The sequence below is a fragment of the Vibrio sp. Vb1026 genome (assembly GCF_033338745.1).
In the GTDB taxonomy this organism is placed as follows: domain Bacteria; phylum Pseudomonadota; class Gammaproteobacteria; order Enterobacterales; family Vibrionaceae; genus Vibrio; species Vibrio alginolyticus.
The window spans coordinates 1-17,191 of record NZ_JAWOTH010000027.1 but is presented as its reverse complement, the minus strand read 5'-3'; the positions used below and the strand labels follow the sequence as shown (position 1 = coordinate 17,191).

The following is a 17,191-nucleotide window of genomic DNA, read 5'->3' as shown; positions in this document are numbered from 1 at the left end:
TCTGGGGGCGCATATGTCTGATTTGACTACTATCGCACGCCCCTATGCTAAAGCAGCCTTCGACTTTGCTTTAGAGAAAGACCAGTTGGACCAATGGGGCCAAATGTTATCTTTTGCTGCTGAAGTGGCCAAAAACGAACAAATGAACGAACTACTAACGGGTTCGGTTTCTGCTGACAAAATGGCAGAAATTTTTGTTGCAGTTTGCGGCGAACAAGTTGATGCGCACGGTCAAAACCTTTTGAAGGTAATGGCTGAGAATGGTCGTTTAGCGGCCCTTCCTGATGTTTGCACGGAGTTTTTTACTCTGAAAAAAGAACATGAGAAAGAAATTGATGTTGAAGTAATTTCAGCAACAGAGCTTTCTGATGAACAACTTGCAAACATTGGCAGCAAACTTGAAAAGCGTCTTGAACGCAAAGTGAAGCTGAATTGCAGTGTAGATGAGACCCTACTTGGTGGGGTTATTATTCGAGCCGGAGACCTAGTCATCGATGACTCAGCGCGTGGTCGTTTGAACCGCCTGAGCGATGCATTGCAGTCTTAATGGGGATTGGAGCATGCAACTTAATTCCACGGAAATTAGCGATCTGATCAAACAACGTATCGAATCTTTCGAAGTTGTTAGTGAAGCTCGCAACGAGGGTACTATCGTATCGGTAAGCGATGGTATCATCCGCATCCACGGCCTAGCGGACGTGATGCAAGGTGAAATGATTGAATTACCGGGTGGCCGTTATGCACTGGCACTTAACCTTGAGCGTGACTCGGTTGGTGCGGTTGTAATGGGCCCATATGCTGACCTTAAGGAAGGCATGAAAGTTACAGGTACTGGCCGCATTCTTGAAGTGCCAGTTGGTCCAGAACTGCTAGGCCGCGTAGTAAATACGCTGGGTGAGCCTATCGACGGTAAAGGTCCAATCGAAGCGAAAATGACTTCGCCTGTAGAAGTGATCGCACCAGGTGTAATCGACCGTAAATCGGTAGACCAACCTGTGCAAACTGGTTATAAGTCAGTTGACTCAATGATCCCAATTGGTCGTGGTCAGCGTGAGCTTATCATCGGTGACCGTCAGATTGGTAAAACAGCACTGGCGATCGACGCGATCATCAACCAGAAAGACTCTGGTATTTTCTCTATCTACGTAGCAATCGGTCAGAAAGCATCGACTATCGCTAACGTTGTTCGCAAACTAGAAGAGCACGGCGCACTACAAAATACTATCGTTGTAGTTGCATCAGCTTCTGAATCTGCAGCGCTTCAATACCTAGCGCCTTACGCAGGTTGTGCGATGGGTGAATACTTCCGCGATCGCGGTGAAGACGCACTGATTGTTTACGATGATCTATCTAAGCAAGCGGTAGCTTACCGTCAGATCTCTCTACTACTTAAACGTCCACCAGGCCGTGAGGCATTCCCAGGTGACGTATTCTACTTACACTCGCGTCTACTAGAGCGTGCAGCTCGTGTAAACGAAGAGTACGTAGAGCGTTTCACTAACGGTGAAGTGAAAGGTAAGACTGGTTCTTTGACTGCTCTTCCTATCATCGAAACTCAAGCAGGTGACGTTTCAGCATTCGTACCGACTAACGTAATCTCGATTACCGATGGTCAGATCTTCCTACAAACTGAGCTATTCAACGCTGGTGTTCGTCCTGCTGTTGACCCTGGTATCTCAGTATCTCGTGTAGGTGGTTCAGCTCAGACGAAAATCATCAAGAAACTATCAGGTGGTATCCGTACAGCACTAGCTGCATACCGTGAACTAGCGGCATTTGCTCAGTTCTCTTCTGACCTTGATGACGCAACGAAGAAACAGCTAGACCATGGTCAAAAAGTTACAGAACTAATGAAGCAGAAGCAGTACGCTCCAATGTCTGTATTTGACCAAGCTCTAACTATCTTCGCGGCAGAGCGCGGTTACCTTGATGATGTAGAACTTAACAAAGTTCTAGATTTCGAGGCGGCTCTACTATCGTACGCTCGCGGTCAATACGCTGAACTAGCAGCTGAGATCGACAAGTCTGGCGCTTACAACGATGAAATCGAAGCTCAGTTGAAGAAACTGACTGACGACTTCAAAGCAACCCAAACTTGGTAATTAGGTCGGTGGCAGTTTCTGCCACCAACTAACGGAGAGTAACGATGGCCGGCGCAAAAGAGATACGTAATAAAATCGGTAGTGTTAAAAGCACTCAGAAAATTACGAAAGCGATGGAAATGGTAGCAGCTTCAAAAATGCGTCGTTCTCAAGATGCAATGGAAGCTTCTCGTCCATACGCTGAAACAATGCGTAAAGTGATCGGTCATGTGGCTAACGCAAACCTAGAGTACCGTCATCCGTACCTAGAAGAGCGTGAAGCTAAACGTGTTGGTTACATCATCGTTTCGACAGACCGTGGTCTGTGTGGTGGTTTGAATATTAACGTGTTCAAAAAAGCCGTTACAGACATGCAAGCATGGAGAGAGAAAGGTGCTGAGATTGAGCTAGCCGTTGTTGGCTCAAAAGCAACAGCTTTCTTTAAACATGGTGGCGCAAAAGTTGCGGCACAGGTTTCTGGTCTTGGAGATAATCCAAGCCTACAAGACCTAATCGGCTCTGTTGGCGTAATGCTGAAGAAATACGATGAAGGTGAACTGGACCGTCTATATGTAGTATTCAACAAGTTTGTAAATACTATGGTTCAGCAACCAACGATCGATCAATTGCTACCTTTGCCTAAATCGGACAGCGAAGAGATGCAGCGTGAGCATTCATGGGACTACATCTATGAGCCTGAACCAAAACCTCTACTGGATACGCTATTAGTGCGTTACGTAGAGTCTCAGGTATACCAAGGTGTGGTTGAGAACCTTGCTTGTGAGCAAGCGGCTCGAATGATTGCGATGAAGGCTGCAACGGATAACGCAACCAGTTTGATTGACGATTTGGAACTTGTGTACAACAAAGCCCGTCAGGCTGCGATTACACAAGAACTATCAGAAATCGTTGGTGGTGCAGCTGCGGTTTAAGCTTAGGTAAAACGAAATAGTTTAGAGGATTAACGATGGCTACAGGTAAGATCGTACAGATCATCGGTGCGGTAGTCGACGTAGAGTTCCCACAGAGCAATGTACCTAGTGTATATGACGCTCTAAACGTAACGGACTCAAAAGAGCGTCTAGTTCTTGAAGTTCAACAACAGCTAGGCGGTGGCGTAGTTCGTTGTATCGTAATGGGTAGCTCTGATGGTTTACGTCGTGGAGTAGAAGTGGTTAACACTGGCGCTCCAATTTCAGTACCAGTAGGTACTAAAACTCTAGGTCGTATCATGAACGTCCTAGGTGACGCGATTGACGAGCGTGGTGAAGTGGGTGCGGAAGAGGTTTACTCTATCCACCGTAGTGCACCAAGCTACGAAGAGCAATCAAACGAAATTGCACTTCTAGAAACGGGCGTTAAAGTAATCGACCTAATTTGTCCATTCGCTAAGGGTGGTAAAATCGGTCTATTCGGTGGTGCAGGTGTAGGTAAGACCGTTAACATGATGGAACTTATCAACAACATCGCACTACAGCACTCAGGTCTATCAGTATTTGCTGGTGTTGGTGAGCGTACTCGTGAAGGTAACGATTTCTACTACGAGATGCAGGAAGCGGGCGTTGTAAACGTTGAGAAGCCTGAAGAATCAAAAGTAGCGATGGTTTACGGCCAGATGAACGAGCCACCAGGTAACCGTCTACGTGTTGCACTGACTGGTCTAACAATGGCAGAGCGTTTCCGTGACGAAGGTCGTGACGTACTACTGTTCATTGATAACATCTACCGTTACACACTTGCAGGTACAGAGGTATCAGCACTACTAGGTCGTATGCCTTCTGCGGTAGGTTACCAGCCAACTCTTGCAGAAGAGATGGGTGTACTTCAGGAGCGTATCACGTCAACGAAATCAGGTTCTATCACGTCTGTACAGGCGGTATACGTACCAGCGGATGACTTGACTGACCCGTCTCCAGCAACAACGTTCGCGCACTTGGATGCAACGGTTGTACTTAACCGTAACATCGCTGCAATGGGTCTATACCCTGCGATCGACCCGCTAGATTCAACATCTCGTATGCTTGATCCACTAGTCGTTGGTCAAGATCACTACGAAGTTGCTCGTGGTGTTCAGCAGACTCTTCAGCGCTACAAAGAGCTGAAAGATATCATTGCTATCCTAGGTATGGACGAGCTATCTGAAGAAGATAAGCAAGTTGTATCTCGTGCACGTAAGATTGAGCGTTTCCTAACTCAGCCTTACCACGTAGCAGAAGTATTTACAGGTGACCCTGGTATTTACGTACCTCTAAAAGAGACTCTACGTGGCTTTAAAGGTCTACTAGCTGGTGAATACGACGACATTCCTGAGCAGGCATTTATGTACTGCGGTAGCATCGACGATGCTATTGAGAATGCGAAGAAGCTATAAGGCTAACTAGGAGGCGATATGGCAGCAATAACCTTTCACCTAGACGTAGTAAGCGCTGAGAAGAAAATCTTCTCTGGTCGTGTTGAAACGTTTCAGGTGACCGGTAGCGAAGGTGAACTTGGTATTTTCCATGGTCACACACCGCTGCTGACCGCTATCAAGCCTGGTATGGTGCGTATTGTGAAACAGCACGGCCACGAAGAAATTATTTATGTTTCTGGTGGTATGGTAGAGATTCAGCCTGGTACAGCGACTGTACTAGCTGATACAGCTATCCGTGGTGAAGAGCTAGACGCAGCGAAGGCAGAAGAAGCCAAACGCCGCGCTGAGGAGCAAATCCAGAATCAGCATGGTGACATGGACTTCGCACAAGCGGCCAGTGAACTGGCTAAAGCCATTGCTCAGCTACGAGTTATCGAGCTGACAAAAAAGCGTCGCTAAGCTCAATTAGCAACGTTGCATGAAAAAAGGCGGCCAATTGGTCGCCTTTTTGATTAATTTTAGTTGGAAATTTACATCCCACCATTAACTAATCCTTCCAAGGTGTTTAAAATAACGCCCAATTAAAATAGAACGTCAATAGGTTATTAATGAAATTCAGTGCTGTGATCCTTGCTGCGGGTAAAGGTACCCGTATGTATTCAAACATGCCTAAAGTGCTACACACTTTGGCAGGGAAGCCAATGGCAAAACATGTGATTGATACATGTACAGGTCTTGGCGCACAAAACATCCACTTAGTATATGGTCACGGTGGTGATCAAATGCAGCAAACGCTAGCAGAAGAGCCTGTAAATTGGGTACTGCAAGCGGAGCAGTTAGGTACAGGTCATGCGGTTGATCAAGCGTCTCCGAAGTTTGAAGACGATGAAAAAGTACTGGTGCTTTACGGTGATGTTCCACTGATTTCAGCTGAAACGATTGAAAACCTATTAGATGCACAGCCAACAGGCGGTATTGCACTACTAACAGTGATTCTAGATAACCCGACAGGCTACGGTCGTATTATCCGTAAAAATGGTCCTGTTGTTGCGATCGTTGAGCAAAAAGATGCAACAGAAGAACAAAAACAAATTAAAGAGATCAACACTGGCGTGATGGTTGCGACTGGTGGGGATCTTAAGCGTTGGTTGTCTGGCTTAAACAACAACAACGCACAAGGCGAATACTACCTAACTGACGTTATTGCAGCTGCACACGATGAAGGTCGTGCCGTTGAGGCAGTACACCCAGTCAATGCCATTGAGGTGGAAGGGGTCAATGACCGCGCGCAGCTTGCTCGTCTAGAGCGTGCTTTCCAGTCAATGCAAGCTCAGAAGCTGCTAGAGCAAGGTGTCATGCTACGCGATCCAGCACGCTTTGATTTGCGTGGTGAGTTACAGTGCGGTATGGACTGTGAAATCGACGTGAATGTTATCATCGAAGGTAATGTTTCACTGGGTGATAACGTGGTTATCGGTGCGGGTTGTGTACTGAAAGATTGTGAAATCGACGACAATACCATCGTTCGCCCTTACAGTGTGATTGAAGGTGCAACGGTTGGTGAAGAATGTACGGTTGGTCCATTTACTCGCCTTCGTCCTGGTGCTGAAATGCGTAACGATTCCCATGTGGGTAACTTCGTTGAAGTGAAAAATGCGCGCATCGGAGAAGGTTCAAAAGCGAACCACCTAACTTACTTAGGTGATGCAGAGATCGGTCAACGTACTAACATCGGCGCAGGTACTATCACTTGTAACTACGATGGTGCGAACAAGTTTAAAACCATCATCGGTAATGATGTTTTTGTTGGTTCTGATAGCCAGCTGGTGGCGCCTGTCACTATCGCTGATGGCGCAACCATCGGTGCAGGCACGACACTAACAAAAGATGTTGAAGAAGGTGAGTTAGTAATTACTCGCGTCAAAGAGCGCAAAATTACTGGCTGGCAGCGTCCTGTAAAACAGAAATAAGCATTACCTACACTCTGTCTCTATATTGTCAAAGCCGCTCAACAAGAGCGGCTTTGTTGTTTCTAGCTAAGGCTTCATCGCTAGTAGCTAGGAATGGCAATACGTTTTTCGATCCAACGAACGGCTTGAGATACAAATAGGATGAGCAACAAGTACTCCAAAACGAGGAAGGTATAAATCTCTAAGGGTAAGTACTCATTCACCACCAGCTCATTAGCACGGCGAGTGAGATCGCTTAAACCAATAACGCTGACTAAAGAACTCATCTTGAGAATGTAGACAAATTGATTACCCAGTGGTGGGAGAATTTGCCGAAATGCTTGGGGAAGAATTACCAGGCGCATCTTTTGCCAATAGCTTAAGCCCAAAGATTCAGCCGCTTCATGTTGGCCACGGCTGATAGCTTGTATCCCACCGCGAAACACTTCCGCCATAAACGCACTCTCAGCGATAGTCAGTGCAATAACACCCGCCCAATAGTGATTGAGTGAGACATCCAATAGTGTAGGCATGCCGTAATACACCCAAAGTAGTAAGACTAAAACTGGCACTGAACGGATCACCTCGACATAAATACGGTTTATCCACTTCAGAGAGGCAGAGTCCGACAGAGCGGGTAACGCAACGATCAGGCCCAAGCTCATCGCAAATAACATACTGAGGAGTGATACCTGAATGGTGTCATTAAACCCAGCGATTAAAAACTTTAGATTGGTGAGCCCTTGATCCGTCGAAGGGTCAAGTACATACCAGCCCCATTGATAATCTGAACAACCAGTGAGTAATAGCAATGAAAACAGCCATAGAGTTCGAAACGTCACATTTACTCCCTGAATTAACTAAAAAACTTCCTTTGTTGCTGCTATGTTATCAGTAGAGCTCTAATAAAGGTTAATTATTAAACCGTATAAGGTCATTATTTTTAAGGGAATAAAAATGAGAAAGATTTTACTAGTGCTAGGAATGTGTTTGCTTGCTGCGACTCAAGTCGCTCACGCTGAAAGCCGTCTTCAATCCATTTTAGACAATGGCGTACTCCGAGTTGGAACGACGGGAGATTGGAATCCGATGACGATGAAAGACCCTGCGACAAACAGTTATCGTGGCTTCGATATCGATGTAACAACAGAACTTGCTAAAGATCTCGGTGTAAAAGTGGAGTATGTTCCCACGGATTGGAAGACGCTAGTTAATGGCATTACCGCCAACAAATACGATATTACTGGCAGCGCATCTCTGAACATGTCTCGCGCGAAAGTAGCTGGATATAGCCAGCCATATTTCTACCTTGCCTTTGTACCTGTGGTGCAAAAGAAAGATCTCGCCAAATTCTCTGATTGGGCGGATTTTAATAAACCAGAAGTAAAAGTCGCGGCGACGTTAGGTACGGTACAAGAAAAAATGGTGAAAGAGTTCTTCCCGTCTGCTCAGCATATTGTTATTGAAGCGCCAGCGCGCGACTTCCAAGAACTACTAGCTCGCAGGGCCGATGTATCGGTGACGTCCAATGTGGAAGCAGCGACGTTGGTGGATAAGTTTAAACAGTTGGCGATAGTGCCAGTGACCGCACCGCGTAAACCAACCCCAATTGCTATGTTGTTGCCGCAAGACGATCAAGTATGGATTAATTACATCAATCACTGGGTAGAGTTGAAAAAGACTCAAGGCTTTTTTAAGCAGACTGCCAAGAAATGGGGGTTGAAAAGCTTATAAACAGAAAGAGCCGCATTGCGCGGCTCTTTTTATTATCTGAACGATTAAAGTTCGTCTTCACTCACGACTCGGGCGTTGTCAGGAGTCGTAAAGTGCTTGGATAATTCGCGATTCGACAGAATGTATCCCATCCACAGCCCACCCATACAGATGATGATTGCGATGCCAGTAACCATCTGAGCTTGGCTTGCCATTGCGGCTACCAATGCACTTGAGAAGCTACTTACACAGATTTGCAGGCTGTTTTGCAGACCTGCTGCTGTTGCAGGGCTCTGTTGTGCGCTGGCCAGTGCACGGTTTACCACGATTGGGTACAGTGCGCCGTTAGCAACGGCAATCAAACAGAATGGCGCAAGAATAGGCCAAATCGATGACAGCTCCCACTGTGAAGCAATGAAAATCATTAATGCCGCGACACTAAATAGGCCAATCAGTTGGCGCAGAACCTTTTCATCACCAAATTTTCGAACGCCTACTTTACCTAAGTAGCCACCAGCCATAAACGCGATGGTTTGTGGGATAAAGCTCAAACCAATATCTTTTGCTTCGTAGCCCAGTTGCGCCATGATTTCTGGCATCCCAGTTAGGTAAGCAAAGAATGCAGCTGAAGCCGTCGCAAACATAAACACGTTGCCAAGGTATTTTTTAGAACTCAGCAGCGCTTTGATGTCGGCAGACATACTGGTTTGTTTGATTTCTGCTTTCTCGTCTTTTTGTGCCATGGTCGCAAAGACCAAAAAGACGCCAACTAGTGTTAGCGTAATAAAGATACTGTGCCAGCCGAAGTTATCTGCCAACACAACCCCTAATTGAGGTGCTAGTGCTGGTGATAGCGCGACGAGTGGCATGATTGTCGCAAAAATTTGTTGGCTACTGCTTGAGTAGCGTTTAATGACCATAGCCTGCCAGATCACGGCTGGTGCACACACACCGATAGCTTGGATAAAGCGCAGTGTGAGTAGTTGCCATACTTGATCACAGAAAGCCAAACCGAATGACGCGATAGTAAATAGCACCAACCCGGCTGCGAGTGTATTACGATGGCCAAATTTATCGGATGCCAATCCCCACATTAGCTGGCCAATCGCCATACCAACGAGGAATACCGTTAAAGAGAGCGCAATTTGCTCAGGGCCTGTTGCAAAGTCGATTTCCATCGCTTTGAATGCTGGCAGATACATATCGGTAGCAACGAAGCCAAGCATCGATAATGCTGCCAGATAAATGAGCTGTAGTTTTGAGATTTTCATGATTCAACCAGTCAAATTATTTAATCATTTTTTAATCAACATCAGTTGTCGCCAACCCTGATTTATTTACCTTATTATTCTATTTTTCGATTTTGAGAAAATAAAACGCTAAAATTGTTGGTTATCAATCAAATTTTTTGAAAGGTTAAATCATGTTCTCTAAAGCGTCTTTGGAAATGCTGGATACGGTTGCCCGTTTAGGCAGTTTCACCGCTGCGGCTGAGGTATTGCATAAAGTCCCCTCAGCCATCAGCTATGGAGTAAGGCAGGTCGAGCAAGATTTAGATGTGGTGCTGTTTCGACGTTTACCAAGGAAAGTCGAGCTAACTCCAGCGGGTGAACTTTTTATGGCCGAGGCGCGCTCTTTGCTGCGTCAAATGGAAGAGGTGAAAGCACAAACGCGGCGAGCGGCTCAAGGATGGAAAAGCACGTTAAAGCTGACCTTAGATAACGTGGTGAAGTTAGAAAAACTCAAACCTTTGGTGGAAGATTTCTATCGCGAGTTTGAATTTGCTGAATTGCAGATCAATATGGAGGTCTTCAATGGTTCTTGGGAAGCCATAGCACAAGGTCGAGCCGACATTGTCGTTGGCGCGACATCTGCGGTTCCCGTTGGGGGAGATTTTGAAGTCAAAGATATGGGCGTATTAGATTGGGCATTTGTAATGTCACCCGCTCATCCTTGCGTTCGACAACAAGTGCTTACTGAAGCGTTTGTGAGTCAATTTCCGGCGATCTGTCTTGATGATACTTCGAACGTGCTGCCAAAACGCCATACTGGCCATTATCCGCAACAGCGCCGATTATTATTGCCCAATTGGTATAGTGCGATTGAATGTTTAAAAAATGGGGTGGGCGTGGGTTACATGCCACGTCATATTGCAACACCCTTAATCAATGATGGTGTGCTGGTGGAGAAGGTCATGCCGGATGATAAACCGCTCAGTCACTGCTGCTTAGTATGGCGCAAAGATGATAATCATAAATTGATCCAGTGGATGGTGGACTATCTTGGGTCGCCTAATCAGCTACATAAAGATTGGTTACAGTCATAAAAAACACCTCGCATTAGCGAGGTGTTTTCATTGATATGTTTAAAATGTGGCGTTTTATGACAAGAAAAACTTATACGATGGGTTGTCTGTCTCGTCTTTGCATTGATAGCCAAGTTCACGTAAATGTGCAGAAAACTGAGCTAAATCGCTTTCATCTAACTCGAAACCACATAAAACACGTCCGTAGTCAGCGCCGTGGTTACGGTAGTTGAACAAGCTGATATTCCAATGAGTACCGAGTGTGCTTAAGAACTTGAGTAGCGCTCCCGGATATTCTGGGAATTCAAAGCTGTAGAGGCGCTCTTTAAGCGGCTTAGACGGCTTACCACCAATCATGTAGCGCACGTGCAGCTTCGCCATTTCATCATCAGACAAATCAACCACTGGGTAGCCACCATCACGTAAGTCGTGAATGATATGTTCTAGCTCTTCCTGACCGCCTTGCAAACGCACACCGACAAAGATATTTGCCAATGCGTCATCGTTGTAGCGGTAGTTAAACTCCGTTACGGCGCGGCCGCCAATGAGGTTACAGAACTCAAAGAAGGCACCTTGACGCTCAGGAATGGTGACGGCAAGCAAACCTTCACGTTTCTCACCAAGCTCGCAACGCTCAGAAACATAACGTAAGCCATGGAAGTTAGTGTTGGCACCAGACAGCACAGTACCTAAATTCTTACCTTGCAGTTTGTTTTGCTCAGCAAACTTCTTCAAACCCGCCAGAGCAAGCGCGCCAGAAGGCTCTGCAATCGCACGGGTGTCTTCAAAGATGTCTTTTACTGCTGCGCAGATTTCATCGCTAGAGACTGCAATATGGCCATCAATGTACTTTTGGCATAGACGAAACGTCTCTTCGCCAATGCGTTTTACTGCAACGCCATCGGCAAACATGCTGACCTGGTCTAATACTACTGGTTCACCTGCATCCAATGCCGCTTTGAGGCATGAAGAATCTTCTGGCTCGACCGCAATCACTTTGATTTCTGGCATGAGCTGCTTCACGAGTACCGCAACACCGGCAGCCAAACCGCCACCACCGACAGGGACGAAGATGTAATCAAGGTGACCATTTTGCTGCAGCATTTCCATGCCGATGGTGCCTTGACCTGCAATCACCAGTGGGTGATCGAAAGGAGGGACAAATGTGTACCCATGCAGATCAGAAAGGCGTTCCGCTTCCGCTTTTGCCTCATCAAAGTTGCTGCCGTGCAGCACTACATTGCCACCGAAGCCACGTACCGCATCGACTTTGATGTCTGGTGTGGTTTTAGGCATCACGATGGTGGTTTTGATGCCTAGCTTAGTACCAGAGAGCGCCATGCCTTGAGCGTGGTTACCTGCCGATGCTGCAATGACACCAGCGGCTTTTTGTGCTTCAGATAAACTCGCCACCATGTTGTATGCACCGCGCAATTTGAACGAGTGTACGGGTTGGCGATCTTCACGCTTGATCTGCACGTTATTCCCGATACGTGCAGATAAACGAGGCATTTCTTGCAGTGGCGTCACTGTTGCTACTTCATAAACAGGTGCGCGAAGGATTTGGCGCAGATAATCTGCGCCAGTTTGGTTCACTTGTTTTTCGGGTTGAGCTTCCATCATTGCTAGCCCTCTAGCTTCGACTTGTCTCGTACTGCACCCTTGTCAGCACTGGTTGCCATACTCGCGTACGCTTTGAGTGCAAATGAAACTTCACGTTGGCGGTCAACTGGTTTCCAGCCTAGTTCGTCTTGTTTTGCACGGCGCTCAGCAAGTTCTTGTTCAGACACTTGGAGTGAAATTGAACGGTTTGGAATATCAATTGCGATCATATCGCCTTCTTTTACCAGGCCAATTGCACCGCCGTTTGCTGCTTCAGGAGAGGCGTGGCCGATAGAAAGACCTGATGTGCCGCCAGAGAAACGGCCGTCAGTCAGAAGTGCACACTCTTTGCCAAGGCCCATCGATTTTAGATAAGTGGTTGGGTAAAGCATTTCTTGCATGCCCGGACCACCTTTAGGGCCTTCGTAACGGATAACAACCACGTCGCCAGCTTTTACTTTGCCGCCTAAGATGCCTTCTACGGCGTCTTCTTGGCTTTCGAAAACTACGGCTGGGCCAGTGAATTTATGAATGCTCTCATCCACACCAGCAGTCTTAACGATACAACCATCTAATGCGATGTTGCCTGATAGAACGGCTAGGCCACCTTCTTGGCTAAAGGCATGATCGATAGTACGAATACAGCCTTCCGCACGGTCGTCATCAAGGCGATCCCAGCGGCAATCTTGTGAGAACGCTTGAGTAGTACGAATTCCCGCAGGACCTGCGCGGTAGAACTTAAGTACTTCTTCGTCTTCAGTTTGGATGATGTCGTATTTCGCCAGCTGCTCTTTCATCGAAAGGCCAAGCACGGTGCGCGCATCATTGTGTAGAAGACCTGCACGATCTAACTCACCAAGAATTGCCATGACGCCACCAGCGCGGTGTACGTCTTCCATGTGATATTTCTGGGTAGATGGTGCCACTTTACATAGGTGTGGTACTTGGCGTGATAGGCGATCGATATCTTCCATATCGAAATCCACTTCACCTTCTTGCGCTGCAGCCAACAGGTGCAAAATGGTGTTGGTTGAGCCACCCATTGCAATATCCAGTGCCATCGCATTTTCGAACGCATCAAACGTAGCGATGTTGCGTGGCAGTGCTGATTCGTCATCTTGCTCGTAGTAACGACGAGTCAGTTCAACGATACGACGACCTGCATTAAGGAACAGTTGTTCACGGTCAGCGTGCGTTGCCAGCATAGAACCGTTACCTGGTTGAGAAAGACCCAGTGCTTCCGTTAGACAGTTCATTGAGTTTGCAGTGAACATGCCTGAACACGATCCACACGTTGGACATGCGCTGCGTTCGATCTGCTCGCTTTGCTCATCAGACACTTTTGGATCCGCGCCTTGGATCATCGCATCTACAAGGTCTAGTTTGATGATCTGATCAGAAAGCTTGGTTTTACCCGCTTCCATTGGACCACCAGAAACAAAGATAACCGGGATGTTGAGACGCATAGATGCCATCAACATTCCCGGAGTGATTTTGTCACAGTTAGAGATACATACCATGGCATCGGCACAGTGCGCGTTGACCATGTACTCCACAGAGTCTGCGATCAGTTCGCGTGAAGGCAGTGAGTACAGCATGCCGCCGTGACCCATTGCGATACCATCATCAACCGCGATGGTGTTGAATTCTTTTGCGATGCCGCCGGCTTTTTCGATTTCACGCGCTACAAGCTGGCCCATGTCTTTCAGGTGTACGTGACCCGGAACAAATTGAGTAAACGAGTTTACAACGGCGATGATTGGTTTACCGAAGTCTTCTTCTTTCACACCCGTTGCACGCCACAGTGCTCGTGCACCCGCCATGTTACGACCATGTGTGGTGGTAGCTGATCTATATTTTGGCATTTCCTAATCCTTCTTACTTCTGTTCTGGGTACACATAGTCTAACCAGCCCCACTTATCTTCCGTGGTGCCGTCAAATAGGCCAAAGTAGGCTGCTTGTAGTTCTTTAGTGGTTGGGCCGCGTTTACCTGTACCTACTTCAATTTTGTCGATGGTTGCCACTGGTACAATCTCAGCCGCAGTACCTGTCATGAAGACTTCATCGGCAAGGTAAAGGGCTTCACGAGCAATGTTCGCCTCACGTACTTTGTAGCCTTTATCGCGTGCAATTGTCATGATCGAGTCACGAGTGATGCCCGGTAGAATCGCGCTAGTTGCTGGTGGTGTAGTGATTACGCCATCTTTGATAACGAAGATGTTTTCACCAGCCCCTTCCGATAGGTAACCATCTACGCTTAGCGCAATACCTTCGTCGTAACCGTGACGACGCGCTTCACCACCAACCAGTAGTGAAGATAGGTAGTTACCGCCTGCTTTAGCCGCAGTTGGGATGGTGTTTGGCGCAGCGCGATTCCAGCTTGAAATCATCGCATCGACACCTTTTTCTAGCGCTTCTTCGCCTAAGTAAGAGCCCCAAGGAAATGCTGCAATGATTAGATCCATCTCAGTGCCAACTGGTGGACATACGCCTAAGCCAACATTCCCGACAAAACCCAATGGACGAATGTAAGCGCTGTCGAGTTTGTTTTGGCGCAGTGTTTCGCGGGTCGCTTCCATGATTTCTTCTACAGAGAAAGGGATCGGAAAGCGGTAAATCTTGGCAGAATCTTTTAGACGTTGTGCATGCTCACGGTGACGGAAGACAATTGGGCCTTTTGGTGTGTTGTAACAGCGCACGCCTTCAAACACGGATGTACCATAGTGCATTGCGTGAGTCAGAACGTGAACGTTCGCCTCTGCCCATGGAACCATCTCACCATTAAACCAAATGAAATCTGCAGTTTTCGTTGCCATATGTTGCCTTCCTTATGCACTTACGTGTTGTTGTAAGTTGTGATTTGGCAGTTCATCGTTGCGGATTTTTAGCACCTCAACCTTACGAACGTCCCACAACTTCTCTATTTGATTGATCAAAAACGAGATTGGTCGATCGCTGTCGACGATGATCTCGACGCTGGCTACTTTGCTTTCGTGGTTTTGCGTAGCAGCGACTTGTTTGATCACGAAACCTCGGTGACGAATCACACGTAGAACGCGCTCCAACAGTACCGGTTTGTCATCGGCTTTGATGTCGAGTAAATATCTGTCCATGCGATTGTCTCCTATGTATTTTCCAACATATCACTGTTTGATGCGCCAGGTGGCACCAATGGCCACACGTTTTCTTCTTCATCAATCAAAACGTGAAGCATGTAAGAAGTTTCACTCGCTAGCATCTCTTTGAGAGCAGGTTCGACTTCTTCTTTCTTGGTGATGGTTTTGCCCGGGATATCGAATGCTTTTGCTAACATCACGAAATCTGGGTTGTCATCAAGAATGGTTTCACTGTGGCGACCGTCAAAGAACAATGACTGCCATTGGCGAACCATGCCAAGACGTTGGTTATTAAGAAGGACAATCTTCACTGGAATCTGCCGACGCTTCAGCGTGCCCAATTCCTGAACGTTCATCATAAATGAACCGTCACCTGTAATAAGGATAGACTGATCATCAGGACGTGCGACTGCAGCGCCCATCGCTGCTGGCAAGCCAAAGCCCATGGTGCCAAGGCCAGCAGAAGTGATAAAATTTTGTGGTTCGCGTGGCTGGATATGTTGCGCTGCCCACATCTGATGCTGACCGACGTCGGTCGAGACAATTGAGCTATCTGGCATCATGTCAGACAGTTGTTTAAGCAATAGCGGTGCGTAGATTAACTCGCCTGGGTGGTCGTAACGCCACTTAAAGCCGCTGCGCAGACTTTCACTGTGATGAACCCACGGTGAGATATCTTGAGTCAGCTCTAGCTGAGGAAGAATGGTGTTGATGTCGCCACGTAATGGTGCGTTGGCGTGGCGCAGTTTATGAATCTCCGCAGCATCAATGTCGATGTGAATCACTTTCGCATTTGGTGCAAACGTATCGAGCTTACCCGTCACACGGTCATCAAAACGCGCGCCAACCACGATCAATAGATCGGCTTCTTGAACCACTAGGTTGGCGGCTTTGGTGCCATGCATACCCAACATACCAAGATAGTGAGGATCATGGCGTTCAATGGTACCGAGGCCTTTTAATGTGCTAACTGCAGGCATTGGGTTTAAGCGAAGAAATTCGCGTACTGCATCGGTTGCTTTCGCAAGTTGCACGCCACCACCAACATACAACACTGGGCGAGTAGATGCTGCCAGCACATCTTGCGCACGTTTGATATCTTCAGCGCTGACATCTTCGATTGCTGGTGCTATGTATGGAGGAAGAAGGTCTGTAGGTGCTTGAGCGAGTTGAACGTCTTTGGCGATATCGACAATGACAGGACCCGGACGACCGGTTTTTGCGACCTCAAAGGCTTCGGCAAGTGTCGGAGCTAGATCTTCAATTTCGGTCACGAGATAGCTGTGCTTAGTACAGGCTAGGGACATTCCGATCACATCCATTTCTTGGAATGCATCGGTACCGATATGAGAGCTAGCAACCTGGCCTGTGATGGCAACTAGAGGTACGGAGTCAAGGAAAGCGTCGGCAAGGCCGGTAACAAGGTTAGTGGCTCCTGGGCCAGAAGTTGCCATGCACACAGCAACGTCTTGAGTGGAACGAGCCATCCCGATAGCTGCCATAGCGGCCCCTTGCTCGTGACGGCATAGGATGTGTTCCACCCCACCGTCATACAAAGCATCATAGATTGGCATGATGGCCCCGCCGGGGTAGCCAAAAACGGTTTCGATGCCTTGCTGTCTTAAAGCGGCTACGACAAGTTGTGCACCAGTCATCGTAAACCTCCTTTGCTACGTTGTGGCTCGTAGCGATTGCCATATTTATTGCACTTCATGTGCACTCCCATTCTTCCCGTTAAACTGTCCGAGGGTTAGACAGATGACAACTTGTAGTTGTAAAAAAACCCCCGGACTTTTCAGTGCGGGGGTTTTTTGTAATTTGTGGTTACCTTTCGCCCACAATACCCCGCGCGGTGCCAATAATGACCACGATAATCAGGGCTAGCAGTGCGTTGATATGAGCGAAAAGGTTCATCTGTCTGTCGTTCTTTTTTCGTTAAAAAATGTTGTGTAATGTTCTACGAAATTGTTTGCGTCATTAGTGGTATCACACAATTCCGCTGCATGACAAGCAAAAAGTCATTCTTTTTTCACATTAACTCTCAATTGGGACGCGGTATATAACATAACCA

The 17,191-nt window shown here is 47.2% G+C and carries 15 protein-coding genes; 8 read left to right on the top strand and 7 right to left on the bottom strand.

All coding sequences use genetic code 11. The annotated features are described in order from the left end of the window. Nucleotides 1-13 precede the first annotated feature (13 nt). The 6 genes from atpH (at nt 14) to glmU (ending at nt 6,404) form a co-directional block, all read left to right on the top strand. On the top strand, nt 14-547 hold the full coding sequence (atpH, locus tag R7E47_RS22675; RefSeq protein WP_017635596.1) for a F0F1 ATP synthase subunit delta: 534 nt from the start codon (nt 14-16) through the stop codon (nt 545-547). Between the two features lie 13 nt (nt 548-560). Further along, entirely contained in the window at nt 561-2,102 is a 1,542-nt protein-coding gene (atpA, locus tag R7E47_RS22670; protein WP_005378931.1) for a F0F1 ATP synthase subunit alpha, read from the top strand. Between the two features lie 44 nt (nt 2,103-2,146). Beyond that, entirely contained in the window at nt 2,147-3,013 is an 867-nt protein-coding gene (atpG, locus tag R7E47_RS22665) for a F0F1 ATP synthase subunit gamma (protein ID WP_005378932.1), read from the top strand. A 35-nt stretch (nt 3,014-3,048) separates the two neighbouring features. Next, complete coding sequence (atpD, locus tag R7E47_RS22660; RefSeq protein ID WP_005383849.1) at nt 3,049-4,452, top strand: F0F1 ATP synthase subunit beta; 1,404 nt, start codon at nt 3,049-3,051, stop codon at nt 4,450-4,452. An 18-nt stretch (nt 4,453-4,470) separates the two neighbouring features. Continuing rightward, nucleotides 4,471-4,893 (top strand): F0F1 ATP synthase subunit epsilon, encoded by a 423-nt coding sequence (locus R7E47_RS22655; protein WP_005378937.1) that lies wholly within the window; start codon nt 4,471-4,473, stop codon nt 4,891-4,893. A 149-nt stretch (nt 4,894-5,042) separates the two neighbouring features. Further along, entirely contained in the window at nt 5,043-6,404 is a 1,362-nt protein-coding gene (gene glmU / locus R7E47_RS22650; RefSeq protein ID WP_005378938.1) for a bifunctional UDP-N-acetylglucosamine diphosphorylase/glucosamine-1-phosphate N-acetyltransferase GlmU, read from the top strand. 80 nt (nt 6,405-6,484) lie between these two features. On the opposite strand, the gene R7E47_RS22645 is transcribed toward glmU, so the two are convergent. Next, nucleotides 6,485-7,225, bottom strand: a complete 741-nt coding sequence (locus tag R7E47_RS22645) for an amino acid ABC transporter permease (protein WP_213965829.1) — start codon at nt 7,223-7,225, stop codon at nt 6,485-6,487. Nucleotides 7,226-7,340: 115 nt separating this feature from the next. Here R7E47_RS22645 and R7E47_RS22640 point away from each other — a divergent pair, with 115 nt between their 5' ends. Beyond that, entirely contained in the window at nt 7,341-8,117 is a 777-nt protein-coding gene (locus R7E47_RS22640) for a transporter substrate-binding domain-containing protein (protein ID WP_005378944.1), read from the top strand. 44 nt (nt 8,118-8,161) lie between these two features. Here R7E47_RS22640 and punC read toward each other — a convergent pair whose 3' ends face one another. Then, nucleotides 8,162-9,367, bottom strand: coding sequence for a purine nucleoside transporter PunC (punC, locus tag R7E47_RS22635; RefSeq protein ID WP_005378946.1), 1,206 nt, complete (start codon nt 9,365-9,367; stop codon nt 8,162-8,164). 152 nt (nt 9,368-9,519) lie between these two features. Here punC and punR point away from each other — a divergent pair, with 152 nt between their 5' ends. Next, entirely contained in the window at nt 9,520-10,422 is a 903-nt protein-coding gene (gene punR / locus R7E47_RS22630) for a DNA-binding transcriptional activator PunR (protein ID WP_005378948.1), read from the top strand. A 54-nt stretch (nt 10,423-10,476) separates the two neighbouring features. On the opposite strand, the gene ilvA is transcribed toward punR, so the two are convergent. The 5 genes from ilvA to ilvG are packed head-to-tail and all read right to left on the bottom strand — an operon-like array spanning nt 10,477 to nt 16,775. Further along, nucleotides 10,477-12,024 (bottom strand): threonine ammonia-lyase, biosynthetic, encoded by a 1,548-nt coding sequence (ilvA, locus tag R7E47_RS22625; RefSeq protein ID WP_017635600.1) that lies wholly within the window; start codon nt 12,022-12,024, stop codon nt 10,477-10,479. 2 nt (nt 12,025-12,026) lie between these two features. Then, on the bottom strand, nt 12,027-13,868 hold the full coding sequence (gene ilvD / locus R7E47_RS22620; protein ID WP_005383859.1) for a dihydroxy-acid dehydratase: 1,842 nt from the start codon (nt 13,866-13,868) through the stop codon (nt 12,027-12,029). Between the two features lie 13 nt (nt 13,869-13,881). Further along, nucleotides 13,882-14,820: a branched-chain-amino-acid transaminase gene (gene ilvE / locus R7E47_RS22615; RefSeq protein WP_258669683.1), complete on the bottom strand. Its 939-nt coding sequence runs from the start codon at nt 14,818-14,820 to the stop codon at nt 13,882-13,884. A 12-nt stretch (nt 14,821-14,832) separates the two neighbouring features. Then, complete coding sequence (gene ilvM / locus R7E47_RS22610) at nt 14,833-15,117, bottom strand: acetolactate synthase 2 small subunit (RefSeq protein ID WP_005378958.1); 285 nt, start codon at nt 15,115-15,117, stop codon at nt 14,833-14,835. An 11-nt stretch (nt 15,118-15,128) separates the two neighbouring features. Then, nucleotides 15,129-16,775 carry an acetolactate synthase 2 catalytic subunit gene (gene ilvG / locus R7E47_RS22605; protein ID WP_005378960.1) on the bottom strand — a complete coding sequence of 549 codons (1,647 nt, stop codon included), beginning with the start codon at nt 16,773-16,775 and terminating at the stop codon, nt 15,129-15,131. Nucleotides 16,776-17,191 lie beyond the last annotated feature (416 nt).